The organism is Duganella sp. CF458, from assembly GCF_900113115.1.
Taxonomy (GTDB): domain Bacteria; phylum Pseudomonadota; class Gammaproteobacteria; order Burkholderiales; family Burkholderiaceae_D; genus Rugamonas.
Genome location: NZ_FOOF01000005.1, coordinates 246,566 through 272,935 on the forward strand (window position 1 = coordinate 246,566; position 26,370 = coordinate 272,935).

The following is a 26,370-nucleotide window of genomic DNA, read 5'->3' on the forward strand; positions in this document are numbered from 1 at the left end:
CCTCGTATGGGGGGCGGTACCTGGTCTTGGATATTCAGCTATGATAGCAAAAATGTCCCTGGAGCCTGAGCCATGACCTTGTCACGCACGGCCGCGATCCGTCTGGTCGCACCGGAAACGAACAGTGTATTGTCCCCCAGAACCGCCCACGGCGACGCTGCCACGATGGCAGAGATCAGCGCCGGACTGCTGGCGCCGCAGGCCTCCACCTCGCCAAAATATTTCTACGACAGCCTGGGCTCGCACCTGTTCGAGGCGATCTGCGAATTGCCCGAGTACTACCCGACGCGCACTGAGGCCGCGATCTTCGCCCGCCACGGCGCCGATATGGCGGCCCGCATCGGCCCTGGCATGACTTTGATCGACTTGGGCGCAGGCAATTGCGCCAAGGCCGCCAGCCTGTTTCCCTTGTTGCAGCCAAGCCAGTACGTGCCGGTCGACATCGCCAGCGATTTCCTGCAGCAGGCCGCCGCGCAATTGCGCCAGCGCTTTCCTGCCATCGAGATCACGCCGCTGGTGATGGACCTGTCGCAGCCGCTGGTGTTGCCGCAGTCCGTGCCGATAGCGCGCCGGCAGTTTTTTTATCCGGGCTCGTCGATCGGCAATTTCACGCCATATGACGCGGTGACGTTCCTGCGCCATGTGCGCGAGAACGTTGGTGCGGACGGCGGGCTGTTGATCGGCGTCGATCTGGTCAAGGACCCGGCCGTGCTGGACGCGGCATACGATGACGCCATCGGCGTCACGGCAGCCTTCAACCTGAACCTGCTGCGCCACCTGAATCACTTGGCGGGTACCGACTTCGATCCGGCGCAATGGCGCCACGTTGCCTTTTTCAATGACGCCGAGAGCCGCATCGAAATGCACCTGGAAGCGCGCTGTGCGCTGGCGGTGCACTGGTCGTGTGGCGAACGCAGTTTCGCGCAGGGCGAACGGATTCATACCGAGAACAGCTACAAATACACGCTGGAAAGTTTCCGTAGCTTGCTGTGGGACGCAGGCTTCCGCGTCGATGGCACCTGGACCGACGATGCACACTGGTTCGCGGTGATGCACGCGGTAGCGGCTTATGCGTGACGCCAGTCCCTGGACCGAACGCTACGCGCAAGTGCGCGCGGCCACCATGGCGCTGGCCGAGCCGTTATCCGACGAAGACTGCGGCGCGCAGTCGATGGCGGACGCCAGCCCCGTCAAATGGCACCTGGCGCATACCACCTGGTTCTTCGAGACCTTTATCCTGGAACGATACGAAGCCGGCTTCCAGCCGTTTCACCCGGCATTCCGCGTGCTGTTCAACTCCTATTACAACGGCGTCGGCGACAAGCACCCGCGGCCGCACCGCGGCTTGCTGACGCGGCCATCGATGGCGGAAGTGCGCGCCTATCGCGCCAACGTCGACGCCCGGATTGCCGCGCTGGCGACACGTCTCGCCGCCACCGACGACCGCCTGGCCGCGCTGCTCACGCTCGGCCTGCAGCACGAGCAGCAGCACCAGGAGTTGATCCTTACCGACGTCAAGCACTTGCTGGCGCAGAATCCGATGACGCCAGCCTACCTGACTGGCGCCGCACCAGCCGTGCCCGCTTCGACAGGCCAGTCCTGGCAGCGCTTTGAAGGCGGGGTGCAGGAAATCGGCCACCAGGGTGACGGCTTCTGCTTCGACAACGAGTTGCCGCGCCATCAGGTGTATGTCGCCCCCTTTGAGCTGTCCACGCGCCTGGTGAGTAATGCGGACTACTTAGCCTTCATCGAAGCCGGCGGCTACCGCGACCCAAGCCTGTGGCTGGCGGAAGGCTGGGACTGGATTCGCACGCAAGGCATCGAAGCCCCGCTGTACTGGCAGCTTGGGGAAGAGGGGGCAGGCTGCAGCGCATTCACCCTGCACGGCCAACAGCCGCTTGCAATGGATGCGCCGGTGACCCACATCTCGCTGTTCGAAGCCGACGCCTACGCCCACTGGTCCGGCGCGCGGCTGCCGACCGAAGCCGAGTGGGAGCATGCAGCCGGTGCAGGCGCTGCGGCGCAGATGTTCGGCCACTGCTGGCAATGGACCAGCAGCAGTTACGCCCCATACCCCGGCTTCCGCCCGGCAGAGGGCGCAATCGGCGAATACAACGGCAAGTTCATGGTGAACCAGTACGTACTACGCGGCTCCAGCCTGGCGACCCCGCAAGGCCACAGCCGAACCAGCTACCGCAACTTCTTCCCCGCCAACGCACGCTGGCAATTCACCGGCATCCGCCTCGCAAAATAAAAGTCGGGGTCAGCTCTGGCAATCGGACATTTCGCACGCGAAATGTCCGATTGCCAGAGCTGACCCCGACTTTTTAGATGCGAGTTACAGGCGGATGCCGAGGGCTTGTGTGATCTCTGCCTTGAACTTGGCTGCCTGGTCGGCGTTGGCAATCTCGCCGGCCAGTTTCAATGTCAGCTGGCGCAGGTCGCTGATCTCGTCGAAATAGTCCCCGCACACGATGGCGGCCATCGGGCCGATATAGGTGGCCAGGGTGTTTTCGAAGATGGTGCGCTGCGCCTGCGACAGTGTCGGCTTGTTGGACGCCGGCTTGCTTGGGGCTTCCGGTGCGGCGGCCGGGCGGCGTGCGACGCCGGCCAGCAGCGTGGACGCCGGCGAGCTGCCTTCCGGCAGTTCGGTAATGCTGCCGTACAGGTAGTCGAGAATCGCTTCGGTCGACCACGGCAGCGGCTCGTTGTTGCCCACGCTCGGACGGTCCAGGCTCATACGTGCGTTCTGGATGGTGCGCAGGATGTCCAGGCCGTCGCGGCCGCGGCGGCCGCGGCACAAGACGAACACGATGCGTCCGTTATCCAGATGGATCTGCGCCATGCGGTTGTCATCGCTGACCAGCATGATGGTCGCGGTGTCGCCCTGGGCGCAGAAGCCGGCGATCTTGTCGAGTAACTCTACGAAAGGAGTGAACTCTGGCTGTGCCATATCAGTTCGCCTTTATCGATTATTTCTTACGCAGGCGATCCATCGCCATCTGGATACTCACGCCCAAGCGTTCCACCGCACGGGCCAGCGAGCCGATTTCGTCGCCGCGGCTGGTCTGTGGAATGGTCACGTCCAGCTGGCCTTTGCTCAGTCGCTCGGCGATGTCGGTCAGGTGGTTGATCGGACGGGTCAGTTGCTTGCCCAGTACGAATGCCAGTGCGCCCACCAGGATGATAACAACGATGATCAGCAGGCGTGCTTCGCTGCGCATCTTCGACATGGCGGAATACGCTTCGTCATATTGCTGTTCAACCAGCACGGTCCAGCCTTGCGGCAGGGTGCGTACGAAACCGACCATCTTCACATCGCCGTCCATGTAGACCTTTGGCTCGTCGGTGATGCCTTGCACTTGCAGGGCAGGGTGCTTGCTGAAGTCTTGCAGAGCGGACTTGATCTTGGTGGCGTCGCCGTGGGCGATGACTTTCTTGTCGCCGTCCAGCAGGATCGCGTGACCGGTTTCGCCGATGCGGATGTCGGTGACGGTACGCGACACTACGCCCAGGTCCATGGCCATGGTGAACACGCCGACGATGGTGCGGTTTTCATTGCGGATCGGGACGCCGATGTTCAGCGACGGTTTGCCGCTGGTCTTGCCGATGGCTACCAGGCGGCCTTCGTCCTTGCCGGACATGATGGCCTTGAAGTAGCCGCGGTCGCCGTAGTTGAGCATCGGGTTGCCGTCGCTACGCGCCACGTCCATACCTTCGACGTTCAGGGTGTGGATCAGGTAGACCCATTCATATGAAGCGGCGGTTGCCATCAGGATCGGGGTCTGGCGCGCGGTGTTCATGGAAATGATGTCGTCCAGGCGTGCCGCCTGGCGCATGGCGCGCATATTGGTGTCGTCCCAGCCGTTCACGCCGGTCGCCACGGTATCGGTGGTTGCGACCAGGTTTTCCGAGATTTTCGCGGTCAATTCCTGCTCAGCAGAGGAATTGCCCAGGTACCAAAGGGCGAACAGCGGCACGAGGGTCACCACGAGCAGGGTGATCAGGACTTTTTGAAAGATATTAAGTGAGAGTTTCATTTTTATAAATCATTCGTAATAATCGCGCTGACACAACCGCATTCGAAACACGGACGGCATCGGCAATAAGGCTTATTTCGAGGCAAAGCTGATGAATTGCCCGAGGTTGTTTGCAGCGCCAAGCACGCTACTTCGGGCATTGCCTGAACAACAAATTTTGCGAAATCACAGGTCGCTGCTGGACCCTTGTCTAGCGTGATTTCCCTGTTGCTCAGTTTATAAGTACACGATTATACATCAGTCGGTTTCCAGCCGGAAATGATTTATGCAAATCGCGGACTGGAACCACCAGTATACGTATTTGCCGCCGGGAGGCAAATGCCGGGGCGGCGCAACGGCCGCCCGAATGAGAAGCTGCTCAGGCTTCGGCTTGTGCGATGCTAGCCGAGGCTTCGGCTGTCAGTGCGATCTGGCGGTTGATGGCGCTCAGCACGGCCTTGAACGATGCGGTGACGATATTGCTGTCGATGCCCGCGCCGAACAGGGTAGGGCCGCCGTCCAGGCGCAGTTCGACGTAGCAGGCCGCCTTGGCGTTGGCGCCGTGGCCGATGGCGTGCTCGTGGTAGTCCATCAGCGTGACGTCCAGGCCGAGCGCGTCGACGAAGGCATCGATCGGGCCGTTGCCGCCGCCTTGCAGCGACATCGAAGCCTTGTTGTGCAGCAGGCCAATGTCGATCTGCACCGGCTCGTCGCTGGAACTGTCCTCCACCATCTTGTGCGATACGTAGGCGTAAGGCGTGGATTGGTTCAGGTACTCGCTTTCGAAGATCCGGTGGATGCCTTCGGACGTGATTTCCAGGCCGGTCTGGTCGGCCACTTTCTGCACCGCGCGGCTGAATTCAATCTGCAGGCGGCGCGGCAATTCAAGGCCGTAGTCCTGTTCCAGCAGGTAGGCCATGCCGCCCTTGCCGGACTGGCTGTTGACGCGGATGACGGCGTCGTAGCTGCGGCCCAGGTCCTGCGGGTCGATCGGCAGGTAAGGAATCTCCCAAGGCGCGCCTTCCTGCTGCTTGGCGAAGCCTTTCTTGATCGCGTCCTGGTGCGAGCCGGAGAAGGCGGTGAATACCAGGTCGCCCACGTAAGGATGGCGCGGATGCACCAGCAACTGGTTGCATTCCTCGACCACTTTGCGCACCGAATCGATGTCGGAGAAGTCCAGGCCCGGATGTACGCCCTGGGTATACAGGTTCAGCGCCAAGGTCACCAGGTCGACGTTGCCGGTGCGCTCGCCGTTGCCGAACAGGCAGCCTTCGACGCGTTCGGCGCCGGCCATCACGGCAAACTCGGCGGCGGCGATGCCGGTGCCGCGGTCATTGTGCGGGTGGACGGAGATGATGATGGCATCGCGGCGCTCCAGCTTGCGCGACATCCATTCGATCTGGTCGGCGTAGATGTTCGGGGTCGAGCATTCGACGGTGGCCGGCAAGTTGACGATCATTTTCTTGTCCGGGGTCGGCTGCCAGACGGCGGAGACGGCGTCCACGATGTGCTTGGCGAAATCCAGCTCGGTGGTGGAGAAGGACTCCGGCGTGTATTCGTAGGTCCAGTCGGTTTCCGGATGCTGGGCCAGCAGCTCTTTCACCAGCTTGGTGCCGCTGGTCGCGATGGCGGTGATTTCTTCGCGGCTGGCGCCGAACACCACCTTGCGGAATACCGGTGCGGTGGAGTTATACATGTGCACGATGGCGCGCTTGGCGCCGATGCACGATTCCACGGTGCGGCGGATCAGTTCTTCCCGGGCCTGGGTCAACACGATGATGGTGACGTCGTCCGGAATGCGGTCCTCTTCGATCAGCTTGCGCACGAAATCGAAATCGGTCTGCGAGGCGGACGGGAAGCCCACTTCGATTTCCTTCAGGCCCACCTTGATCAACAGCTCGAAGAACTTGATTTTCTTCTCCACGCTCATCGGCTCGATCAGCGCCTGGTTGCCATCGCGCAGGTCGGTGCTCATCCAGGTCGGTGGCTTGGAAATAACAGCGTTCGGCCAGGTGCGGTCGGTCAGGCCGACGGTCGGATACGGACGATATTTCGCGGCAGGGTTCTTCAACATCATGGTGATACTCCTGTTTTTTCAAATTTTGGGAAACCGGGACGTGGCGCGAGGGCGGCCGACGCGGGTACTACAAGGGGGAAATCAGGCGCGTGCCCGTAGTAGCGCGCCTAGTAGTAGGGCGCCTGGCAGCTGTGCGGAAATGTGCAAATGCGAGGTCATGTCGACCAATGTAAGGCAGCGCATTTGGCCTTGTCAAGAAAAAATCTCGGCGGTAATTTACGATGTTTTCGCGCTTTATGCTGCTAGAATGCGGTGATTGGCGAGGAAAAATCGAATATGGATAGGATTGATCGAGCAATAATCGGGCTTTTGCGGGATGATGCGAGGATAAGTTTTAAGGATTTAGGCGAGCGCGTGAGCCTCAGCGCGAACACGGTGGCGGACCGCGTGCGCCGCCTGGTGGCCGACGGCGCCATTCTCGGCTTCGAAGCGCGCATCGACCACGCAGCCCTCGGCCTGCACCTGCAAGCCTATATCGACGTGAAGCTGAAGTCGGGCACGAATACCCACGAATTCGAAGAGATTGTGAAGACCATTCCCGGCGTGCTGGAAGTGGCGCTGCTGACCGGGAATTACGATGGCCTGCTGCGCGTGGCGTGCAAGGACCAGGCCCATTTGCTGCGCCTGATCGACACCCTGCGCGACCGCGCGGGCGTGCAGGACACTTACAGCCGTGTGATCCTGCACCAGACTCCGGTCAGCGCGCCGCTGTCTGTGACAGAATAGCGGCCCCGATGTGTTGATTGCGGAATTCCGATGCAAAAGCTGAATGCAGAATTGAGCCGACTTTACCTTGCGCCGCCCGCTGGCGGCACCCGTCGCATTTCCCTGGCGTTCAGGAAGCTGGCCGGTGATGGCGAGACAGGACACTGGGAGCGGCTGTGCAGCGTCGCCAATGCGCTGCAAGCGGAGCTGGGCTTGCCGGCTCCTGCCGTCAGCATTTCCGGTGCGGGCGCGTTCGGCCTCTGGCTCTCGCTGGAAAAGCCTGTAACAGCGGAGCAAGCGCAGGAGTTCGCAAAGCTGGTTTGTCCCGACGCGGAGACGGCTGCGGCGGCACTGCCGCCATTCCTTGATCAGGCCAGCGGCAAATGGGCAGCCTTCATCCATCCAGGCATGGGCGCATCCTTTGCGGGCGATGAGGGGCTCGACATGCAGCCGCCGGAAGCGGGGCAGCTCGCCCTGCTCGAAGGATTGGAATGCATCGGGCCTGCGCAGTTCGCGCAAGCCCTGGATCAATTGCGACAGTCTGCCGGAGCCGCGCCGCAAGTTGCGGCAACGGCTCGCGCCACCGCGGCGGAAGGCCTGCTGCTGAACGATGCGACGCTGGAAGACATCGTCAACTTCCTCCATTCAAAAAACATCGAGCCTACCTTCCGCTTCCTGAAATAAGCGGTAGTTGGGCGGCGAGTTGTGCGGCGGTTTCGGCCGCCACATTGATGAACATGCAGCCGATATGGAGCTGTTCGCCCAGCAGGAAAGAGCGAAAGCCGCGTGTGAAGCGGACTTCCAGCTCGGTGGCGATTTCGACTTCCTCTCCCAGTTCCAGCACGACATCCGGGATCTTGCGCCCTTTGAGCAAGCCTTTCGCTTCGAGCTTCGAGCAGCGCAGTCCGATTCCGCCTAGCGAAAGATCGTAAATCGGCAGCTGGTACGTGTGGCCGTTCAACACGAACGAGGCCATGAAGTTTGCGCCCAGCGGCGTCTCGATGCGCTCCGCGGCACGCCGGTCCAATACCGCGCAGGTTTCCGGGAATGTCATCGGGATGAGATGCGGCTTGCCGGGGACCGAGCCCCATTCCTGGCTGGACAGGCGGAATTGCACCTTGGCCGTGCGCAGCCAGGTGACAAAGGTGATCTTGCCGGGCGGGAGGAGCGCCCCCTCATTCAGCTCAATCACAAAATGCGGCAGTTCGGGGTCGACCGACAGAACGCGCCCAAGTACCACGTCGCGGCTGCCTGCCGCGTACATCGAGATCGCATCGCCGCGCGCGGCCAGGAGCGTCAGGGCGTCGCCAATATCGTCCTCGCTCGTCATTTCGTACGAACTGGCGGTAGCCAGGAAGGGCGCTAGCGCGTCTTGCGGCCGCGGCGGACCTTTGCGGATCGGGACGGCATGTGGCTCATTGAGCAGCATATCGCTTGTCCATGGGACTGGTGATGAGTCCATCATAGGATGCGAATTGCCAAATGGCAACCTGTTTTGAAATCTTGAAAAGTGCCTAGTAAAAGCGAATGCCAGGTCGAAGCAGGAGCTGGAACAACAGCAGCAGGCCAAGCACCATGCCAAGCGGCCATGCGAGCGATACGGCCGTAGCGCTGGGTCGATCGGCGGCCGGCTCGGCACGCCATGCGCCAGCCTGGATCCACGCCAGGCCGATGAAACTTACGACGACCGGCACCATCAGCACCTCGATCCATTCGCGTGGAATACGGAACAGCAAGATGACGGGAAGGGCAAGCAAGGCCGGAAGGGTCGCAACCCTGAACAGGAATTGCTGGCGCGGCCCTTGGCCAGGCAACAAGCTTCCCAACCATCCTGCGGCAATAGGAATCAGGGTCAATGCGATCAGCGCCAGGACGGTTTTTATGTTTGCTCCCAGGCCAAGGTAGCGCATGAACATGCCAAGGTCGCTTTGATCGCTGATGGCGCCAATGACGATTTGCGGAAGCGCCATGAACAAGCCGCTATAGCCCATCCAGAACAGGAAGAGGCGGCTTGCTGCGGATCGTCCAAGGCAGCGCCGCAGCAGGAGCGCGCAAAAGCTGCCGCTTGCAAGCGTAGCCATTGCGCCGGTGCCTTGGAACAGGCTGGCCAGCGGGTTGATGCCTTCCCAGCCGTGATTGTTGTGGAACAGGGTGGGCCGCAATCCTGGCGTGAGCGCCTTGGGCAAGACCAGGAACAACTCCTGGATGAAGAAGGTCAGGTTGAAGGCCAGGACGTAGAGCAGCGCCGACATGACCGTGAGCTTCCAGTCCCAGCGCACGGAAGGGGCTTGCTCAAGACGAGGCCCCCTGGCATATCCCGCCAGCCAAAGCGCCAGCGGCCCCACAACGACTACGAGGGCGGTCGCGAAGCCGATGACGCCTACAGCTGCCATCAAGCGGCGACTTGCACGCGCGGATCGCCGGCGGCCATTTCGCCGATGACGGCGGCGTGTTCGAAGCCGTGGGTCCGGAACAGGGCCAGCACTTCGTCGACGCTCGATGGGGCGCAGGATACCAGCAGGCCGCCGGAGGTCTGCGGGTCGGTCAGCAGGGTGTGCTGGGGCTGGCTGATGTTTGGCGACAGCAGCACGTCCTTGCCGTAAGCGTCCCAGTTGCGGCCGGAAGCGCCGGTGAAGAAGCCGTCGTGTGCCAGTTTTTCAACGCCCGGCAACAGCGGGATCTGCGACATGTTCAACTTGGCGGTCAGCTTGGCGCCGCGCGCCAGTTCCAGCAAGTGGCCCAGCAGGCCAAACCCGGTGACGTCGGTCAGCGCATGCACGCCCGGCAGCTCCGACAGGGCCTTGCCCGGCTTGTTCAATTTGGTGGTGTTGTCGATCATGGCCTTGTAGCCCTCGTCGCCCAGCACGCCTTTTTTCAGCGCGGCGGACAGCACGCCCACGCCCAATGGCTTGCCCAGCACCAGCACGTCGCCGGCCTTGGCGTCGGCGTTGCGCTTCACTTTCGATGGATGCACCAGGCCCAGTACCACCAGGCCGTAGATCGGTTCGACGGAGTCGATGGTGTGGCCGCCCGCGATCGGAATGCCGGCTTCGTGACAGATCGATTCGCCGCCTTTGATGATCTTGCCGATCACTTCGATCGGCAGTTTGTTGACCGGCATGCCGACCAGGGCCAGCGCCATGATCGGGGTGCCGCCCATGGCGTACACGTCGGAGATGGCGTTGGTGGCGGCGATGCGGCCAAAGTCGAACGGATCGTCGACGATCGGCATGAAGAAGTCGGTGGTGGCGATCAGTGCCTGTTCTTCGTTCAGCTTGTAGACCGCGGCATCGTCGGCGGTTTCGATACCGACCATCAGTTCCTTCGGCACCGGAAAGCCGTTGGTGTTCTTCAGGATCTCGGACAGCACGCCGGGCGCGATCTTGCAGCCGCAGCCGCCGCCGTGGGAGAAGGAGGTGAGTTTGATTGGTTCAGTGCTCATGATGGGGGCTTTCAGTTCGTATGGAGCAGATTATCCACCAAGTCGAGCAGGGCTGCCTGCTCGGCTTCGGGCGTGAACAATTTGGCGCGGCGCGCGCATTGGCCTTGCAGTTGCGCGTACCAGCCGGGCACGTTGATGCTTTTGTCAACAAGGGTCGCCAGCGCCTGCGCGTCACCCAGCGGGAAGTAGCCGAGGTAGTCGTCGCCCAGCATGCCGCGGTTGCCGCTGATGTCGCTGGCCAGCACGGGGACGCCGCTGGTCACAGCTTCGATGATGACGTTGGCGCCGCCTTCCATGCGCGAGCAGATGGCCATGGCGTGGGCATGTTTCAGGCGCTGGCGCGTATCGGCATGCGGCAACGGGCCAAGCCATTGATAGCGGCCCGGCCAGGCCGCGTTGGCTGCGGTGGCGGCGTCGCCCAATGCGGGATCGAGCACGCCGCCGATATGTATCAATCGCGCGGTGCGGGCGGTGAGGTACGAGGCGGCCAACATGAAGGTACGCGGATCTTTTTCCTCGCGCAGGTGGCCGACCATCAGGATTTCGTGGTGGTGCGGGGCGGATGCGCGAGTCGCAGGCTGCAGCGCGGGAGCGGATTGATAGATGACGCGGGCTTTGCTGCGCAGATGGGGCGGCAGCTCGGACAAGCCGGCCGGTTGCAACAGGACCAGCGCAGTGGCGCGCTCCAGCGAAGCTTGCGCGTCGGCGTCGCTGCGGATGTCGCGATACAGGTCGGTGCCGGTCAGCACCAGGATCGCTGGACGGTCGGGATGCGCGGCGCAGAAGTGCGCCAGCGGCGCGGCCGAGCGGCGGGCGTGAAGCGCAATCAGCAGGTCCGGCGCCGCCGCAGCCGGCCAGTCGGAAGCGATGTCGGCCTGGTAGCGCGTGCGCAGCAATTGCGCCCAACGGCGGGCCGTTTGCCAGTTGCCGTTGTTGGCCTGTGCCAGCGCGGGGCTGACGATGCAGATTGTCTGCTTGTTCACTGGTGTAATTCGCTCAAATATCGCTACAATCGACCCATGAACGCCATCCACGCCTCGTTCCGGACCGCCCGAACACAGCAGCTTGCCGATGCATTGCAGGCTGCGCGCCATTATACGCTGGGCCTTTTCGAATGCTTTGCCGCCGCCGGCCTGGACGCGTCGATGCGCGTGCCGCAGATGCGCATTGTCAATCCACCGTTGTGGGAGCTGGGGCATACCGCCTGGTTTGCGGAATGGTTCGTCTTGCGCGAGGCGATTTCCAGCCATCCGGCCGATGCGCTGTACATGTCCCTGTTGCGCAAGGGGGATGACTGGTTCGATTCAAACATGGTGCCGCATCGCAGCCGCTGGAGCCTCGACCTGCCCAGCACGGGCGGCGTGAAGACCTATTGCCACGAAGTGCTGGATCGGGTCCTGGACAAGCTGTCGCGCGAGCCGAATACGGATGACGCCTTGTACCCCTACCGGCTGGCGCTGGCGCACGAGGATATGCATGGCGAGGCCTTCCTCTACACCTTGCAGACCCTGGGCTTGCAGGCACCGGCCCATTTGACCCATGATGAACGTGCATCCGGTGCGCCCGGCGATATTGCCTTCCCCGGGGGCACGTTGCAACTGGGCAGCGCGGCCGATACCGGCGGCTTCATCTTCGATAACGAAAAGTTCGCGCATCCTTGCCATGTGGCGCCATTCCGCATGGACGCGACGCTGGTGACCAATGCGCAGTACGCCGACTTTGTGGAAGACGGCGGCTATGAACGGCGCGAGTTCTGGAGCAATTCCGGCGCCGAGTGGCTGTTGCGGCAGGAGCGTTCGGCGCCGCGCTACTGGCGCCGCGACAATGGGCAGTGGCGCACCATGCGCTTCGGCAGGCTCACCACGCTGGCGGCGCACGAGCCGGTTCGGCATGTGTCCCTGTACGAGGCGCAGGCTTACTGCGCCTGGGCCAATCGCAGGCTGCCGACCGAAATCGAATGGGAATATGCGGCCCTGCATGGGCATCCGGCTTTCCGCTGGGGGCAGTTGTGGGAGTGGACCGCGTCGCCGTTCGAGCCTTATCCCGGCTTTACAAGCGACCGCTATCGCGAGTATTCGGCGCCCTGGTTCAGCACCCACCAGGTGCTGCGCGGCGCCTCGTTTGCCACGCCTTCGCGGCTTGGCTCGGCCAAGTTCCGCAATTTCTACCTGCCGGAACGGGACGATATCTTCAACGGCTTCCGCACCTGCGCCTTTGAATGAAAAAGCCGCCCGGAGGCGGCCTTGATTCTTAATTCTTCTTCAGGTGATCATCCAGCCAGCCGATCACGGTGTGGTGCCACAGGATCGAGTTGGCAGGCTTCAGTACCCAGTGGTTCTCGTCCGGGAAGACCAGCAGCTTGGACTCGATGCCCTGGCGCTGCAGCGCGGTGAAGGTACCCAGCGCTTGCGCGGTCGGGATGCGGAAGTCCAGGTCGCCCTGTACCACCAGCATCGGGGTCTTCCATTTCGCCACGTGGTGCACCGGGTTGAACTTCTCGTAGCCGTTCGGGTTGGCGTAGTAAGTGCCGCCGTTGTCCCATTCGGTGAACCACAGTTCTTCGGTGGAGTAGGCCATGCCGCGCTGGTCGAATACGCCGTCGTGGTTGACGATGCACTTGAAGCCGTCGCTCCAGTTGCCTTCGATCCAGTTCATCATGAAGCCGCCGTAGGAAGCGCCCAGGGCGCAGGCGTTCCGGCCGTCCAGGAAGTCGTACTTGGCCACGGCTGCCGCCAGGCCTTTCTGCAGGTCTTCCAGTGGCTTGCCGCCCCAGTCGCCGCTGATCGAATCGGTGAAGCCCTGGCCGTAGCCGGTCGAACCGTGGAAGTCGATGAAGACCGAAGCGTAGCCTGCGCCGGCATACACCTGCGGGTTCCAGCGGTAGCTCCAGCTATTGCCGAAGCTGCCCTGCGGGCCGCCGTGCACCAGGAAGGCGACCGGGTATTTCTTGCCCGGTTCGTAGTTCCAAGGCTTCATCACGTGGCCGTACACGGTTTCGCCGTTCGCGCCTTTGAAGGAGAACTGTTCGTACTCCGCCATCTTCACGTCTTTCAGGCGATCGGCATTGGCCCAGGTCAGTTGCATGCCTTTCTGTTCGGCGCCTTCGGTTTTCAGCTTGACCAGTTGCGCGCCGCCGCCCAGGGAAGCCGCGGCAGAAATCACCGTGTCTTTCTGCACGTCGAACTCGCCGGCATAGCCCTTGCCTGTCAGAGCAGTGACCTTGCCGGATGCGGCATCGATCGAGAACAGGCGGTGGTTGCCGATATCGTCGGCATTGGCCAGCAGGGCCTTGCCGTCAGGACGCCATTTGTAGTCGGCGATTGAGCGGTCCCATTCCTGTGCCAGCACGCGCTTCTTGCCGGTGGCGACATCCATCAGCACCATATGGAAGCGATCGGCTTCAAAGCCCGGGCGCTCCATCATCAGGTAGGCGAGGGTCTTGCCGTCCGGCGAGAAGGATGGTTTGGCGTCCCATGCCGGGTTTTCGGCGGTCAGGTTGCGCGGGGCGCCGCCGCCGGCTGCAGGCACTTCATACAGGTCGAAGTTGGTGGACCACGATTCAGCCTTGCCGGCCACGCGTGCCGAGAACACGACCTTCTGGCCGTCCGGCGAGAACTGGTAGTCGGCGTTGTCGCCGAAAGGCTTGGAGTGCACGTCGCCGTCCAGCGAGCCGCTCAGGCTGACCGGTGCGCCGGCCTTGCCGCTTGCGTCGAGCGGTGCCGAATACAGCACGTTGCGGCGGCCGTCGGCCCAGGCATCCCAGTGGCGCACGAACATTTCGCTGTACAGCATGCCGGTAGCCTTGTTCTTGGACTTGTCGTCCAGGCGCTTCTTGGTGCAGGCCAGGTCGGGGCAATCGCGGAACACTTCGAAGGCCAGCGCCAGGCGGTCACCTTTCGGCGACAGGCGGAAGCTCTCGACGCCCAGCGGGTAATCGGTGATGCGCACCGCTTCGCCGCCGGCGTTCATCGGCAGGCGCCATACTTGCGCGGAACCGGAACGGCCGCTGACGAAGTACACGGCATCGCCGGAGTGGGACCATTGCGGCTGGCTGCTGCTGGCGTCGTGCTGGGTCAGTTGGACCGGGGCCGGCTTGGCGGCCTTCAGGTCGATCATCCACAGTTGCGTGATGCCGCGGTTCTTTTCCATATTGGTGGCGCGGACGGTGTACACCACGCGGCTTGCATCCGGCGACAGCACAGGGCTGCCAACACGGTCCATGCTTGCCAGGTCTTCGATGGTCAGGCCGCGCGGGGCGGCGGCGGCATTGGTGGCCGCTGCGATGGCGGCGCCCAGTACCAGCAGGCGTAAGGTCATTCGGGATCTCCGGTCTGTTATCAAATCTGCCAGCGGATGGCTGGCCAGCGGGCATGATACTGTAATATTTCGCGCATGGAGATCAATACTAAGAAAATCGCGGTCTGGGGATTGACCGGCGCTACGGCTGCCTTGTGCGCCGGCGCTGTGCTGCTGACGCAAACGTGGTATTCGAAGCCGCTCAAGCTCGAATGGTTCTACATGCGCGGCTTTGCTTCGGCCGCGCTGAAAAGCCCGGAGATGATGTCGAGGCTGCACGTGCTGCCGGGCTGGCTGGATTTCTCCAGCTCGCGGCTGGACGACGAGTCGCCCCGACGCCGGCGCGAGTACTACCAGGATATGAAGGACAACCTGGCGATGCTGGACCGCTACGACCGCAATGAGCTGGGGCGCGAAGCGCAACTGTCCTACGACACGCTGCACTATTACCTGAGCACCATGGCGGAAGGCGAACGCTTCCAGCTTCACGAATTCCCGGTCAACCAGGTGCACGGCCTGCAAAGCGCGCTGCCGGAGTTCATGAGCGACGTGCATCGCGTCGGCAATCGCAGCGAAGCCGAAAACTATATCGCCCGCCTGCAGAAGTTTCCGCGCAAGTTCGAGCAATTGGTCGAGAGCCTGCGCGCGCAGGAAGCGGCCGGCATCCTGCCACCGCAATTCCTGGTCGAGAAAGTGCTGCTGCAGATGCACGGCTTCGCCGGCCGGCCGGCGCGCGAGAACATGCTGTACACGAGCTTCAAGACCAAGCTCGATGCGATTCCGCTGGCCGACATGAACGAAAAGGTGCGCGCCGAATTGCTGCAAGGCGTGGCCGAGGCGATCCAGGCAAGCGTCTATCCGGCTTACGCAGAATTGATTCGCCATTTCGTCGAGCTGCAGGGCCGGGTCCACGTCAACGACGGCGCCTGGTCGCTGCCAAACGGCGACGAGTATTACGCCTGGTGCGTGCGCTATCACACCTCGACCAACCTGACGCCCCAGCGCGTGCATGAGCTTGGGCTGGCCGACGTCGATCGCCTTACCGGCATCATGGACCGTTTACTGCGCCAGATCGGGCTGGAAGAGGGAAGCGTCGGCGAGCGGATGCTTCAGCTGCAGCGCGATCCGAAATATCGCTACCCGGACACCGAGGAAGGCCGCAATCAGATGCTGGCCGAATACCGCGCCATCATGAAAGAGGCGGATGAGAAGCTGGCCGGCGCATTTACTACGCACCCCAAGGCTGCGATCGAAGTGCGTCCTGCCCCCATCGAATCGGCTGCCACGGCGCCGAGCGCTTATTACATGCCGGGTGCAATCGATGGCTCGCGGCCAGGCGTATTCTACGCGAACATGCGCTCGCTGAAGGACACGCCGAAATTCGGCATGCGCAGCACGGTCTTCCATGAAGTCATGCCAGGCCACCATTTCCAGATATCGCTGGCACAGGAGATGAAGGGTGTGCCGTTTTTCCGCCGGGTGATCGGTTTTTCGGCATACCAGGAAGGCTGGGGCTTGTATGCGGAGCGGCTGGCTTCCGAAATGGGCCTGACGCCCGATCCGCTGGACCAGCTTGGCCGCCTGCGCGACGACATGATGCGTGCCGCACGGCTGGTGGTCGACACCGGCATCCACTACAAGCGCTGGACGCGTGAAGAGGCCATCGAATACATGATGGAAAACGCCGGCATGGCCGAGCGGGAAGCGACTGCGGAAGTGGAGCGCTACATCGTCTCACCGGGCCAGGCGTTGGCGTACAAGGTGGGAATGTTGTCGATCCTGGGCTTGCGCGAGAAAGCGCGTGGTGAATTGGGCGACAAGTTCGACCTCAAGGAATTCCATCACGAAGTCCTGAGCCACGGCGCCTTGCCGATGACGGTACTGGAGCGCGTGGTGGACGACTGGATCGCTCTCCACAAATGAAAGTCGGGGTCAGCTCTGGCAATCGGACATAAATTTCGCATGCGAAATTTATGTCCGATTGCCAGAGCTGACCCCGACTTTAATTACAGAAGGTGCTTGCCGAGCGCTTCGAGGCGTTCGAAGTAGGCGGTCATGTCCAGTTCTTTTCGCGCCACGCCGCTGCGCATTGCCGCTTGCGCGATCTTCGGGGTGACGGTCGGCAGCAGGCGGTCGTCCAGCAGGCCCGGCACCACGTAGTCTTTGCCGAAGCGGACGTCGCTGCGGGCCAGGCCGGCCAGGGCGGTCACGCAGGCGCGCTTCATTTCCTGGTTGATCGTGGTGGCGCCGGTGTCCAGCGCGGCACGGAACAGGTATGGGAAGCACAGCGCGTTGTTGATCTGGTTCGGGTAGTCGGAGCGGCCGGTGGCGATGATCGCGTCCGGTGCCACTTCGCGTACCAGCTCAGGGCGCAGTTCCGGCTCCGGGTTGGCCAGGGTGAACACGATCGGCTGTTTCTTCATGCGCTGCACGTCGGCTTGCGACAGCACGCCAGGACCGGACACGCCGAGGAATACATCGGCACCGTCCATCACATCGGACAACGCGGTGGCGGTGGTGTCCTGCGCCCATTCGGCTTTTTCGCCGGTCAGGTTGCGGGCTTTGGTCAGCACGCCTTTGGAGTCGCACACGAAGATGTTCTCGCGCCGCGCGCCGATGTCGACCAGCAGCTCCAGGCAGGCGATAGCCGCCGCGCCGGCGCCGGAGCAGACGATCTTCACGTCGGCGATGTCGCGGCCGGTCATTTCAACGGCGTTCAGCATGCCGGCGCCGACCACGATGGCGGTGCCGTGCTGGTCGTCGTGGAACACGGGAATGCTCAAGCGTTCACGCAGCTTGCGTTCAATGTAGAAGCACTCCGGCGCCTTGATGTCTTCCAGGTTGATGCCGCCGAAAGTAGGGTGCATGGCCGCGATGATGTCGACCAGCTTGTCCGGATCGGTTTCGTCCAGTTCGATGTCGAAGGAATCGATGCCGGCGAATTTCTTGAACAGGATGGACTTGCCTTCCATGACCGGCTTGCCGGCCAGTGCGCCGATATTGCCCAGGCCCAGCACCGCGCTGCCGTTGGTGATGACTGCCACCAGGTTGCCCTTGGCCGTGTATTCGTAGGCCAGTGCCGGATCGCGTGCGATTTCCATGCAAGGCGCCGCTACGCCTGGCGAGTAGGCCAGGGCCAGGTCGTCCTGGCTGGCAACGCTCTTGGTCACTGCAATCGCCACTTTGCCGGGCGTGCCGGCTTTATGGTATTCCAGCGCCTTTTGTTCAAGACTGCTCATTCTGTGCTTCTCCTTATGTTCTGCGAAAAACGCCCGCTACAGGCAGTGTAGCCTGTGCGGGCGTATGCTGCTGGGCGCTACGCGGGCGCCCGGCTTGATTTTTGATTAAGGGTACAGGCCACGAACTTCGCGGGCAGCCAGCACGCGGGTGCAGGCCAGGATGAAGGTTGCGGTGCGCAGCGAAACCTTCTTCTCTTGCGACACTTCCCACACGGAGTTGAACGCGTCCTGCATGATGCGGGTCAGGCGTGCATTGATTTCTTCCTCGCTCCAGAAGAAGGAGGAGAAGTCCTGCACCCATTCGAAGTAGGACACGGTCACGCCGCCGGCGTTGCACAGCACGTCCGGAACGATCAGGATGTCTTTTTCGTTCAGGATGTCGTCCGCTTCAGGAGTGGTTGGGCCGTTGGCGCCTTCCAGGATGATCTTGGTGCGGATCTGGCCTGCGTTCTTGGCGGTGATCTGCTGTTCCAGTGCCGCCGGAACCAGGATGTCGGACTCGATGCCCCAGAAGGAATCGCGGTCCTGGGTCGCTTCTGCGCCTGGGAAGCCAGCCACGCCGCCGGTTTCGGCTACGTGCTTGTGCAGTTCAGCGACGTTCAGGCCGCCCTGGTGCACCACGGTGCCGGTGTGATCCTGCACTGCGATGATCTTGGAGCCGGCGTCCGCGAACATGTTGGCAGCGATGCCGCCCACGTTGCCGAAGCCCTGGATTGCAATGCGGGCGCCGGCAATTGCCACGCCGCGCTTTGCAGCCGCTTCACGACCGGTCACGAACACGCCGCGGCCGGTTGCTTCACGACGGCCCAGCGAGCCGCCCATCGAGATTGGCTTGCCGGTCACAACGCCGGTCGACAGGTTACCTTCGATCATGGCGTAGGAGTCCATCATCCACGCCATCACCTGTTCGTTGGTGTTGACGTCCGGCGCAGGGATATCCTTGGTCGGTCCGATGATCAGACTGATCTCGCTGGTGTAGCGGCGGGTCAGGCGCTGCAGTTCACCTTTGGACAGGGTCTTTGGATCGACACGGATACCACCTTTTGCGCCACCGTATGGCACGTTGACGGCGGCGTTTTTCACCGTCATCCATGCCGAAAGGGCCATTACTTCCGACAGGGTTACATCCTGATGGAAGCGTACGCCACCCTTGCCAGGGCCGCGAGACATATTGTGTTGAACGCGATAGCCTTCGTAGTGGGCGATCGTGCCGTCGTCACGTTCGATCGGAACGTCGACAACGAGGATGCGCTTAGGGCGCTTCAGGGTTTCAACCCAGCGGGACAGGCCGCCCAGGTGAGGGGTGACGCGATCAATCTGTTTCAGGTACTGGCCCCAAGGACCGAGATCTTCGGCGTTGAGGTAAGAAGGCAAGGCGTGGTTGGTCATTGTGTGACTCGCTCAGTTGTTCGGTAACGCGGCGAATCTTATTCCTGTGCAATTCGGCAGGCCAATGCCGAGTGCGCATCCGGTTATGCAAAATTTGCATAACGTGTCGGAATGGCATGTGATTGAACTAAAACTACAGGACCGGCAAATCAGTGTCGGCCCCTGTCGGTCAGACACTGGGATACCGGTTTTAGCGGTCCGAAGCCGGCACGCGCCGCTTCGCCGAAGCCGGTTTTTGCTGTTCCGCCAAGTGCTCCCAAAGCCGCGCAACGATTGCCTTCCCGGGCCTCGCCACGCTTGGCCGCTCGCGATAGAGCCGGATCTCCATCTCGATTTCCCACTCGACCCGTCCGCCGTCGGCAGGAGCCAGCAGCTTCTGCTTCACCTCGCGTGTTACCGCAGATTCAGGCAGGAAGGCGATCCCACGCCCCTCCAATGCCATCATCTTCAACCCTTCCGCCATATCGGTTTCGTAGTGGGTCTCAAGGTGCAAAGCCTGCTTTGCATCGGCCATGATCAGGTCAACCATACGCCCGAGATAGGCATTGGTGGTGTAGGAAAGGAAAGGCAGCGGTGAAGTCTTCCGCCCCGGCAGCACGAACTCCGGCTGCTTTGCCTTGTCGCAGCGCGCATAGGCGCGCAAAGCCTCGCGCCCCAGCACCAGCATGTCGTAGCGACCCGGATCAAGCTGCACCGGCTGGCGTGGATGGTGGTAGCAAAGCAGCAGGTCGCAGCCGCCTTCCACCAACTGCAGTACCGCATCGTGCACGTTCAACGCCATCAAACGCGAATTGATCGGCGCGAAATCCTCCTCGAGCTGCGTGATCCACTTCGGGACGAAGGTCAGCGACAAGGTATGCGGCACGGCCAGGTCGATACTGTTCTGCGCCGCCGCCCGTTTGCCGCGCAACAGCTCGCGCACACCGTTGATCTGGCTGAGCATTTCCAGCGCCTGCTCATAGAACACCAACCCCGCCGGCGTCACGCGCGTCGGGTACGATGTGCGGTCGATCAAGTCCATGCCCAGCCAGTTCTCCAGCGACTGGATGCGCCGCGAGAACGCGGGCTGCGTTACGTGGCGCAGTTGTGCGGAGCGGCTGAAACTATTCGTTTCAACCAGGGAGATGAAGTCTTCCAGCCATTTTGTTTCCATGAACGAGATCCTAAGCAGCGGTTGCGATGCGGCGCATTGGCGTGAACAGCAACGCAAGCGTAGCGCAAACCACCAGGATTACGCCACCGCCAAAGAACATTTGCGGCAAGCTCGCACTCTGCATGATCCATCCGGTTGCGGCCGAGGACAGTGGCGCCAGGCCAAACAGGATGAACATGAAGATGCTCATCACACGCCCCATCATCTGCGGCTGCACGCGCTTCTGGATCCACGTGAACACGGCCACCTGCACCAGGCCTACCAGCGCGCCGAGCGATAACAGCAGCAAGCCGCCTTGCCACGCAGCGGTGATCAGGCCGAGCGGCATGATCAACAGGCCGGCCATCGCATCGACCGACAAGGCAAGCAAGCCAATGCGCACAGGTTTGCCGGTATTGTACTTGGCGGTCATGCTGGAGAAGACCATGCCCGCCAACATGCCGGCGCCGTGGGCCGCCATCAGCATGCCGAAGGCGGCGCCATCGTGCAGGCGTTCCTTGGCCAGCACCGGCAGGGCTACCTGCATGGTGCCGCCGATCAGCACCGACACCAGGCCCCAGTAGGCGAAGCAGGTGCGCATATCCACGTCGCGCCAAACCGTCATCAAGCCTTCGCCGACGGCATGCAGCACGTTCTGCGGCACCGACGGTGCGGCGCCGGGCAGCGGCACCACCCTCGACAAGGTCCACGCGGAGACCACGAAACTCACGCTGTCGAACGCGAAAGCCAGGCCCAATGCACGCATGCCGCCGTTGGCATCGCCGGCATCGCCGAGCGCCAGCAGCAGCGCAGCAAGCAACGGCCCCGCAAGCATGCCGACCTGGCGTACGCCCATGATGGCGCCATTTGCCGCCTGCAGCAGTTCCGCCGGAATGGTGCGCGGCATGATCGAGCTGCCGGACGGATAGGCAAACGCTTGCGCCAGGCCGATGCCCAGCGACAGCGCATACACCAGCGGCAGCGTGGCCGCGCCGGTCAGCACCAAGACTGCCAGGGCGCCGACCAGCAAGGCGCTGGCGTGCTTGGTCAGCATGAACACGCGCTTGGGCGAATAGCGGTCCACCACCGCACCGCCGATCAGGATGAAGATGGCGCGCGGTGCGCCCAACAATGCCAGCACCAGTCCGAGCGACAGCGGGTCGCCGCTCAATTTCAACACAAGCCAGGGCAGGGCGATCAGGGTGAATTGGTCGCCCAGCATGGACAGGATGCCGCCGCTGAGCAGCCAGCGGAAGTTGGCATTGGTTTTCAGGCTGGGACTTGGCGTCATTATTGGGGTCCGATCAGGTTGGCGAGAACGGCGTTCAGGGGCGCCAGTTCTTCGTCATTTGAGTGGCGCAGCAAATCCGCCGCGTATTCGGTGGCGGTGCGTTGGGCGTTATCGAGCAGTGCGTGGCCGGCGGCGGTAATCACTGCATAGCCGACGCGCGCATCGCGTTCGTCGGCCTGGCGCGCGACCCAGCCGGTCTTCTCCAGCGGCAGCAGGGTGCGGGTGACGCCGGAGGCGGTCAGTCCCAGGCGGTCGGCCAGGTCGACGCGGCGCAGGCGGCCGCCGGGGGCGTTGGCCAGGCTTTGCAGCAGCGTGAAGTCGCTGAAGCTCAGGCCGTGGTGGCCGCCCAGGACGGTGTCCAGGCGGCGAATAATGGTGGCGTGGGCGCGCGCCAGGCGCAGGCAGAATTCGAGTGCGTTATCCATGATCGTTCATTGAAAAGTGCTTGAGTGGTCAAGTATATCGAAACTTCTTGCCGCGCGCCATAAAAACATTTGAATCGGTGTCAGCGGTAGACTAGGGGCATGAACCAGCGCAGATCATTCCTCAAGAGTTCCGTCGCGGTGGCCTCGGCTTTGGCGCTGCCGGCGATGGCGCGTGCGGCGATCGCGGCGCCGCATGAGCGCAGCCTGCGCTTCTACAACACGCATACCGGGGAAACCCTGCGCACCATGTTCTGGGCCGAAGGGCAGTTCATCCCCGAGGCGCTGCAGGACATCAACCACCTGCTGCGCGATCACCGCAACGACAAGATTGCCCCCATCGATACCGAATTGATCTTGCTGCTCGAGCGCGTCAGCGCGCAGTTCAGCAACCATGAAGTGATCCACGTGATTTCGGGCTACCGCTCGCCGGAAACCAACCGCAAGCTGGCGGAGGCCAGCGGCGGCGTGGCAAAGCACAGCATGCATATCGAAGGGAAGGCGATCGATGTGCGCCTTCCTGGGCGGGACCTGGCGCGCCTACACAAGGCCGCGCTGGCTTTGAAGAGCGGTGGCGTCGGCTATTACCCGACGTCGCAATTCGTGCACATGGATACCGGGCGTGTGCGTCACTGGTGACCAAGCAGCGGGTAAGGGTTGACCGGCTTGCCCTGCCACCAGTTCTTTTCCGGACCCAGTTCAAACATGGCGAAATGCAGGTGCGGCGCTGCGGGATCGGCATTGCCGGTGGCGCCCACGTAGCCGATCAAATCGCCGCGCTTGACCTGCTGGCCTTCTTTCAACGCCGTGGCGTAGTGGTCGAGATGGGCGTAATAGTACGAGAATTTTTCGGCCGGATCGAACTGGTAGATCGTCAGTCCGCCGGGTTTGCTGGTGAACAGCTTAGCGATCCTGCCGTCCGCTACAGCGTAGACCGGCGTGCCGATCGGCGCGAGGATGTCGAGCGCTTCATGCACGCGTTCGGAGCCGCGCGGCTGGCTGTAAGTATCCTGAACCTGTGCCGGTTTCACGCCCGCCACGGGAATCAGCAGCGATGCGCCGCTGCCGCTGGCCAGCAGGCCGCCGGTACCGCTGGCGTCCGCCGGCTGCATGCCTGCCAGGGAATCGCCGGCCTTGGCGGCGCTGGCGGCCCGCGGCGGGTCGATAGGCGCTGCCTGGGCCGGCATGAGTGCGGCTGCCGGAGCAGCTGCCGAAGGCGCGATGGCGGGAGGTGTAGCCGGCACGGTCGGCGGCACTGAAGCAGGCCGGTCGCCGGGCATTGTAATGGCCGCGGTTTCGCGGTTATCCAGCGGAACGCGGCTCAGCAACAGCAGCGTGCCCGCGGCACCGAGGACGGTGCCGGCAATCAGAGTGCCGAATGTGCCGATGGGTCTCATGACAGCCTCCTTATTCCTGCAGCACGACTGGCGTTCCCGGCCCCACGGCATCGGCGACGCGCGCCGCGTCCCAGTTGGCGAGCCGGATGCAGCCGTGCGACTGCGTTTTGCCGATCTTTCCCGGTTCCGGCGTGCCGTGGATGCCGTAATGATCTTTCGACAGGTCGATCCACGCGACGCCGACCGGATTGTTCGGTCCGGGCGGGATGGTGGCCTTGTTCTCGCCGGGCCGGGCATCCCAGAATAATTTCGGGTTGTAGTGGAAGGGCGGGTTGCGGGCGACGCCATTCACCTTCCATTGTCCAATCGGCAGCGGGTCATGCTCGCTGCCGGTACTTGCGGGTACCTGCACAATCACTTTGCCGCCGGCGTCGAGCAAAGTCACCGTACTGGCGCTGCGGTCAACCACCAGGCTGGCCGCTTTGGGCAAGGGGCGTTCGCCGCCGATATTCGGCACCATGATTTGTGTGCCCGCTTGTTCGATATCCTTGCCTGGATTGAGCTTGCGCAGCAGGGCGGGGCTGGCGTGAAAGCGTTCTCCCAATGCCTCGGCAGCGCTGGAATAACCCAGTGCCTGCAACTTTGCCTTGTCGGCCATTTCCTCCGGCACTGGTGCAAACGGACCGGCGACGTCGGCCTCGGTCACCGTGTATTCAGCCAGCACCGGTTGGCCGTCGTCGAGCGCGGCGAGTGTCGCCTCGTCCGCCTTGCCGGTTTGGGGCAAGTCGTGCGCCCGCTGGAAGCCGATCAAGGCTTGCCGCATATTGCTGCCGGCCGTACCGTCGATCTGGCCGCCGGAGAAATTGGCCCGGTCCAGCAGCACTTGGGCGCGCACGGTTGGGGAGGGCGAGTCCGGAGCCGCATGCGCGCCCGTGCTGGCTAACAGAAGGGCAATCAGGGTTGTTCTCATGGGCGCAGTGTCGCCCTGTTTTTGAGCCGGCTCCGTTCGGTAACGTACAAAAGAAAAAGGCCGCCGGGTTACCCCAGCGGCCTTCTTGATTGCGCGCTAACGATTAGCGATCGCCCCAAGGACGGCGCGGTGCATCGGTACGTGGGCCTTTAAAGCCGCCGGCGTCGCGGTCGCGATTGCGGAAATTGCTCTCGCCGCGCTCACGGAAACCGCCGCCTTCCTTGCGGAAGCCGCCTTCTGCAGGACGCTCAGCGCGGAAACCGCCACCGTCGGCGCGGTTGCGGAAGCCGCCTTCGGCTGGGCGCTCGGAACGGAAACCGCCTTCGGCCGGACGTTCGGAACGGAAGCCGCCTTCATTACGGTTGCGGAAGCCGCCTTCGGCTGGACGTTCGCTGCGGAAACCGCCTTCAGCGCGATAGCCGCCTTCGTTGCGGTTACGGTAGCCGCCTTCCTTGCGCTCGCCGCCGAATGGATTGCCTTCGCTGCGATAGTGGCCGCCTTCCGAACGTGGGTTCGAGAAGGAACGCTGGCCCGGCTTGGCGTTGCGGCCGTCGCCTGGTTTCCAGCCAGGACGCGTCGCGGAGCGCGAAGGCGCTGCACGCTTAGGCTCGAAGCCCTCGACCACTTCGACCGGAATCGGCTGCTTGGTCAGGCGCTCGATACGGCGCACCAGCATGTTTTCAGCGTGGTTCACCAGCGATACCGCGATACCGTTGCGGCCAGCGCGGCCGGTACGGCCGATGCGGTGCACGTAGTCTTCTGGGAACTTCGGCAGGTCGTAATTGAACACGTGGGTGATGTTCGGCACGTCGATGCCACGCGCTGCCACGTCGGTTGCAACCAGCACCTTCACGTTACCGCGGCGCAGGCCGTCCAGGGTGCGGTTGCGCGCGCCCTGGTGCATGTCGCCGTGCAGGGCGGCGGCGGAGAAACCGGCGATGTTCAGGCGGTCGGCGATGGTGTCGGCGTCACGCTTGGTCGCGGTGAAGACCACTGCTTGGTCCATGGTTTCGTCGCGCAGCAGGTGGTCCAGCAGGCGGTTCTTGTGCGACAGGTCGTCCACGAAGTGCACGCGCTGGGCGATGTTTTCGTGCTTGGTGGTGGTGCTGTTCACCTGGATGATCAGCGGGTCTTTGGTGATGCGGCGGGCCATATTGCCAACCACGCCGTCCAGGGTCGCCGAGAACAGCATGGTCTGGCGCGATTCCGGGGTGGCGGCAACGATCTTCTCGATGTCGTCGATGAAGCCCATGTCCAGCATGCGGTCGGCTTCGTCCAGCACCAGGATCTGCAGCTGCGAGAAGTCGATCTTGCCTTGCTCCATATGGTCGATCAGGCGACCTGGCGTTGCGACCAGGATTTCCGGATTCTTCGCCAGCAGTTGCATCTGTTTCGGGTAAGGCATGCCGCCCAGGATTGCGACCGACTTGATGTTACGCAGATGCGAGGTGTACTTGGTGGTGTTGGTCGTGACCTGCAGTGCCAGTTCACGGGTAGGGGTCAGCACCAGCATTTTTGGCTGTGCAGGACGGAAGCGTGGACGCTCGCCGCGGGAGCGCGCCGACTGCGCTTCCTGGGCTGCGGTTTTGCCGGAGGCGCCGGCAAAAGGCGCGCTGGCCAGGCGGTGCAGCGATGGCAGCATGAAGGCCGCGGTCTTGCCGGAGCCGGTTTGCGAGGAAACCAGCAGGTCCTTGCCTTCGATGGCAGCAGGGACGGCCTGCTGCTGGACGGGAGTCGGCGCGGTGTAGCCGGCTTCGGTCAGTGCGGAGAGGATGGACGTGTGGAGACCAAGTGCTTCAAAAGTCATGTAAATCTTTCGTAAAAAGCGAAAAAATAGCTACGCTAAACCAGAACGAAACGACTCTATTTGTATAGAAATTTCGGCACAAAAGCTTTGCGCCGGGACGGTGTCATTGGACTACGACACACAGGGCGGAGGGCTTTTAAGGCGGCATCCAATGTTGAGGGATGCGGCAGATAGTTTCGCGAAGCTGCTATTTGTGTTGTTATTTTCAGCTGCGTTGATGTGTTGCAGCGCACAAGCGGTGAAT

General features: G+C 62.6%; 23 protein-coding genes. 7 read left to right on the forward strand and 16 right to left on the reverse strand.

Annotated features, from left to right (window positions below; all coding sequences use genetic code 11):
• The first annotated feature begins 72 nt into the window (after positions 1-72).
• Together egtD and egtB are read left to right on the forward strand one after the other, a co-directional pair.
• A complete protein-coding gene (gene egtD / locus BM269_RS09920; RefSeq protein WP_090436854.1) occupies positions 73-1,077 on the forward strand; it encodes an L-histidine N(alpha)-methyltransferase in 1,005 nt (334 codons plus the stop codon).
• Entirely contained in the window at positions 1,070-2,254 is a 1,185-nt protein-coding gene (gene egtB / locus BM269_RS09925; RefSeq protein ID WP_090436855.1) for an ergothioneine biosynthesis protein EgtB, read from the forward strand. The genes egtD and egtB overlap by 8 nt, the downstream gene beginning before the upstream one ends.
• Positions 2,255-2,338: 84 nt before the next feature.
• On the opposite strand, the gene BM269_RS09930 is transcribed toward egtB, so the two are convergent.
• The 3 genes from BM269_RS09930 to leuA all read right to left on the reverse strand — a co-directional run bounded on the left by BM269_RS09930 (position 2,339) and on the right by leuA (position 6,096).
• Entirely contained in the window at positions 2,339-2,953 is a 615-nt protein-coding gene (locus tag BM269_RS09930; RefSeq protein WP_090436856.1) for a DUF8082 domain-containing protein, read from the reverse strand.
• Between the two features lie 19 nt (positions 2,954-2,972).
• Positions 2,973-4,040: a HAMP domain-containing protein gene (locus BM269_RS09935; protein ID WP_090436857.1), complete on the reverse strand. Its 1,068-nt coding sequence runs from the start codon at positions 4,038-4,040 to the stop codon at positions 2,973-2,975.
• Positions 4,041-4,398: 358 nt separating this feature from the next.
• Complete coding sequence (gene leuA, locus BM269_RS09940) at positions 4,399-6,096, reverse strand: 2-isopropylmalate synthase (RefSeq protein ID WP_090436858.1); 1,698 nt, start codon at positions 6,094-6,096, stop codon at positions 4,399-4,401.
• Positions 6,097-6,372: 276 nt separating this feature from the next.
• Here leuA and BM269_RS09945 point away from each other — a divergent pair, with 276 nt between their 5' ends.
• The gene (locus BM269_RS09945; RefSeq protein WP_090436859.1) at positions 6,373-6,822 is read left to right on the forward strand and encodes an Lrp/AsnC family transcriptional regulator; all 450 of its coding nucleotides are present in this window, start codon (positions 6,373-6,375) and stop codon (positions 6,820-6,822) included.
• A gap of 30 nt (positions 6,823-6,852) precedes the next feature.
• Entirely contained in the window at positions 6,853-7,485 is a 633-nt protein-coding gene (locus tag BM269_RS09950; protein ID WP_090436860.1) for a hypothetical protein, read from the forward strand.
• On the opposite strand, the gene BM269_RS09955 is transcribed toward BM269_RS09950, so the two are convergent.
• The 4 genes from BM269_RS09955 to senB form a co-directional block, all read right to left on the reverse strand.
• Positions 7,463-8,230, reverse strand: coding sequence for a flagellar brake protein (locus tag BM269_RS09955; RefSeq protein WP_139232703.1), 768 nt, complete (start codon positions 8,228-8,230; stop codon positions 7,463-7,465). The genes BM269_RS09950 and BM269_RS09955 overlap by 23 nt on opposite strands.
• A gap of 85 nt (positions 8,231-8,315) precedes the next feature.
• The gene (locus tag BM269_RS09960; RefSeq protein ID WP_090436861.1) at positions 8,316-9,194 is read right to left on the reverse strand and encodes a hypothetical protein; all 879 of its coding nucleotides are present in this window, start codon (positions 9,192-9,194) and stop codon (positions 8,316-8,318) included.
• The gene (gene selD / locus BM269_RS09965) at positions 9,194-10,243 is read right to left on the reverse strand and encodes a selenide, water dikinase SelD (protein WP_090436862.1); all 1,050 of its coding nucleotides are present in this window, start codon (positions 10,241-10,243) and stop codon (positions 9,194-9,196) included. The genes BM269_RS09960 and selD overlap by 1 nt, the downstream gene beginning before the upstream one ends.
• 11 nt (positions 10,244-10,254) lie before the next feature.
• A complete protein-coding gene (gene senB / locus BM269_RS09970) occupies positions 10,255-11,226 on the reverse strand; it encodes a selenoneine biosynthesis selenosugar synthase SenB (protein ID WP_229204573.1) in 972 nt (323 codons plus the stop codon).
• 36 nt (positions 11,227-11,262) lie between these two features.
• On the opposite strand from senB, the gene senA reads away from it, so the two are divergent.
• Positions 11,263-12,465, forward strand: a complete 1,203-nt coding sequence (gene senA / locus BM269_RS09975; protein WP_090436958.1) for a selenoneine synthase SenA — start codon at positions 11,263-11,265, stop codon at positions 12,463-12,465.
• A 28-nt stretch (positions 12,466-12,493) separates the two neighbouring features.
• Here senA and BM269_RS09980 read toward each other — a convergent pair whose 3' ends face one another.
• Positions 12,494-14,560 carry a S9 family peptidase gene (locus BM269_RS09980; RefSeq protein WP_090436864.1) on the reverse strand — a complete coding sequence of 689 codons (2,067 nt, stop codon included), beginning with the start codon at positions 14,558-14,560 and terminating at the stop codon, positions 12,494-12,496.
• Between the two features lie 75 nt (positions 14,561-14,635).
• Here BM269_RS09980 and BM269_RS09985 point away from each other — a divergent pair, with 75 nt between their 5' ends.
• Positions 14,636-16,462, forward strand: coding sequence for a DUF885 domain-containing protein (locus BM269_RS09985; protein WP_090436865.1), 1,827 nt, complete (start codon positions 14,636-14,638; stop codon positions 16,460-16,462).
• Positions 16,463-16,545: 83 nt separating this feature from the next.
• Here BM269_RS09985 and BM269_RS09990 read toward each other — a convergent pair whose 3' ends face one another.
• The 5 genes from BM269_RS09990 to BM269_RS10010 all read right to left on the reverse strand — a co-directional run bounded on the left by BM269_RS09990 (position 16,546) and on the right by BM269_RS10010 (position 22,015).
• Positions 16,546-17,778 carry a malic enzyme-like NAD(P)-binding protein gene (locus BM269_RS09990; protein WP_090436866.1) on the reverse strand — a complete coding sequence of 411 codons (1,233 nt, stop codon included), beginning with the start codon at positions 17,776-17,778 and terminating at the stop codon, positions 16,546-16,548.
• A 105-nt stretch (positions 17,779-17,883) separates the two neighbouring features.
• Positions 17,884-19,167, reverse strand: coding sequence for a Glu/Leu/Phe/Val family dehydrogenase (locus tag BM269_RS09995; RefSeq protein ID WP_090436867.1), 1,284 nt, complete (start codon positions 19,165-19,167; stop codon positions 17,884-17,886).
• 190 nt (positions 19,168-19,357) lie between these two features.
• Positions 19,358-20,320 (reverse strand): LysR family transcriptional regulator, encoded by a 963-nt coding sequence (locus tag BM269_RS10000; protein ID WP_090436868.1) that lies wholly within the window; start codon positions 20,318-20,320, stop codon positions 19,358-19,360.
• 10 nt (positions 20,321-20,330) lie between these two features.
• A complete protein-coding gene (locus tag BM269_RS10005; protein ID WP_090436869.1) occupies positions 20,331-21,590 on the reverse strand; it encodes an MFS transporter in 1,260 nt (419 codons plus the stop codon).
• Positions 21,590-22,015 (reverse strand): MarR family winged helix-turn-helix transcriptional regulator, encoded by a 426-nt coding sequence (locus BM269_RS10010; protein WP_090436870.1) that lies wholly within the window; start codon positions 22,013-22,015, stop codon positions 21,590-21,592. The genes BM269_RS10005 and BM269_RS10010 overlap by 1 nt, the downstream gene beginning before the upstream one ends.
• Before the next feature lie 99 nt (positions 22,016-22,114).
• Here BM269_RS10010 and BM269_RS10015 point away from each other — a divergent pair, with 99 nt between their 5' ends.
• The gene (locus BM269_RS10015) at positions 22,115-22,651 is read left to right on the forward strand and encodes a peptidoglycan L,D-endopeptidase MepK (protein WP_090436871.1); all 537 of its coding nucleotides are present in this window, start codon (positions 22,115-22,117) and stop codon (positions 22,649-22,651) included.
• Here the strand turns inward: BM269_RS10015 and BM269_RS10020 are convergent.
• The 3 genes from BM269_RS10020 to BM269_RS10030 form a co-directional block, all read right to left on the reverse strand.
• The gene (locus BM269_RS10020) at positions 22,642-23,409 is read right to left on the reverse strand and encodes a M23 family metallopeptidase (RefSeq protein ID WP_090436872.1); all 768 of its coding nucleotides are present in this window, start codon (positions 23,407-23,409) and stop codon (positions 22,642-22,644) included. The two genes, BM269_RS10015 and BM269_RS10020, sit on opposite strands and share 10 nt — an antisense overlap.
• Positions 23,410-23,419: 10 nt before the next feature.
• Positions 23,420-24,319 carry a L,D-transpeptidase family protein gene (locus tag BM269_RS10025; protein WP_090436873.1) on the reverse strand — a complete coding sequence of 300 codons (900 nt, stop codon included), beginning with the start codon at positions 24,317-24,319 and terminating at the stop codon, positions 23,420-23,422.
• 103 nt (positions 24,320-24,422) lie between these two features.
• The gene (locus tag BM269_RS10030; protein WP_090436874.1) at positions 24,423-26,126 is read right to left on the reverse strand and encodes a DEAD/DEAH box helicase; all 1,704 of its coding nucleotides are present in this window, start codon (positions 26,124-26,126) and stop codon (positions 24,423-24,425) included.
• Positions 26,127-26,370: the final 244 nt, after the last annotated feature.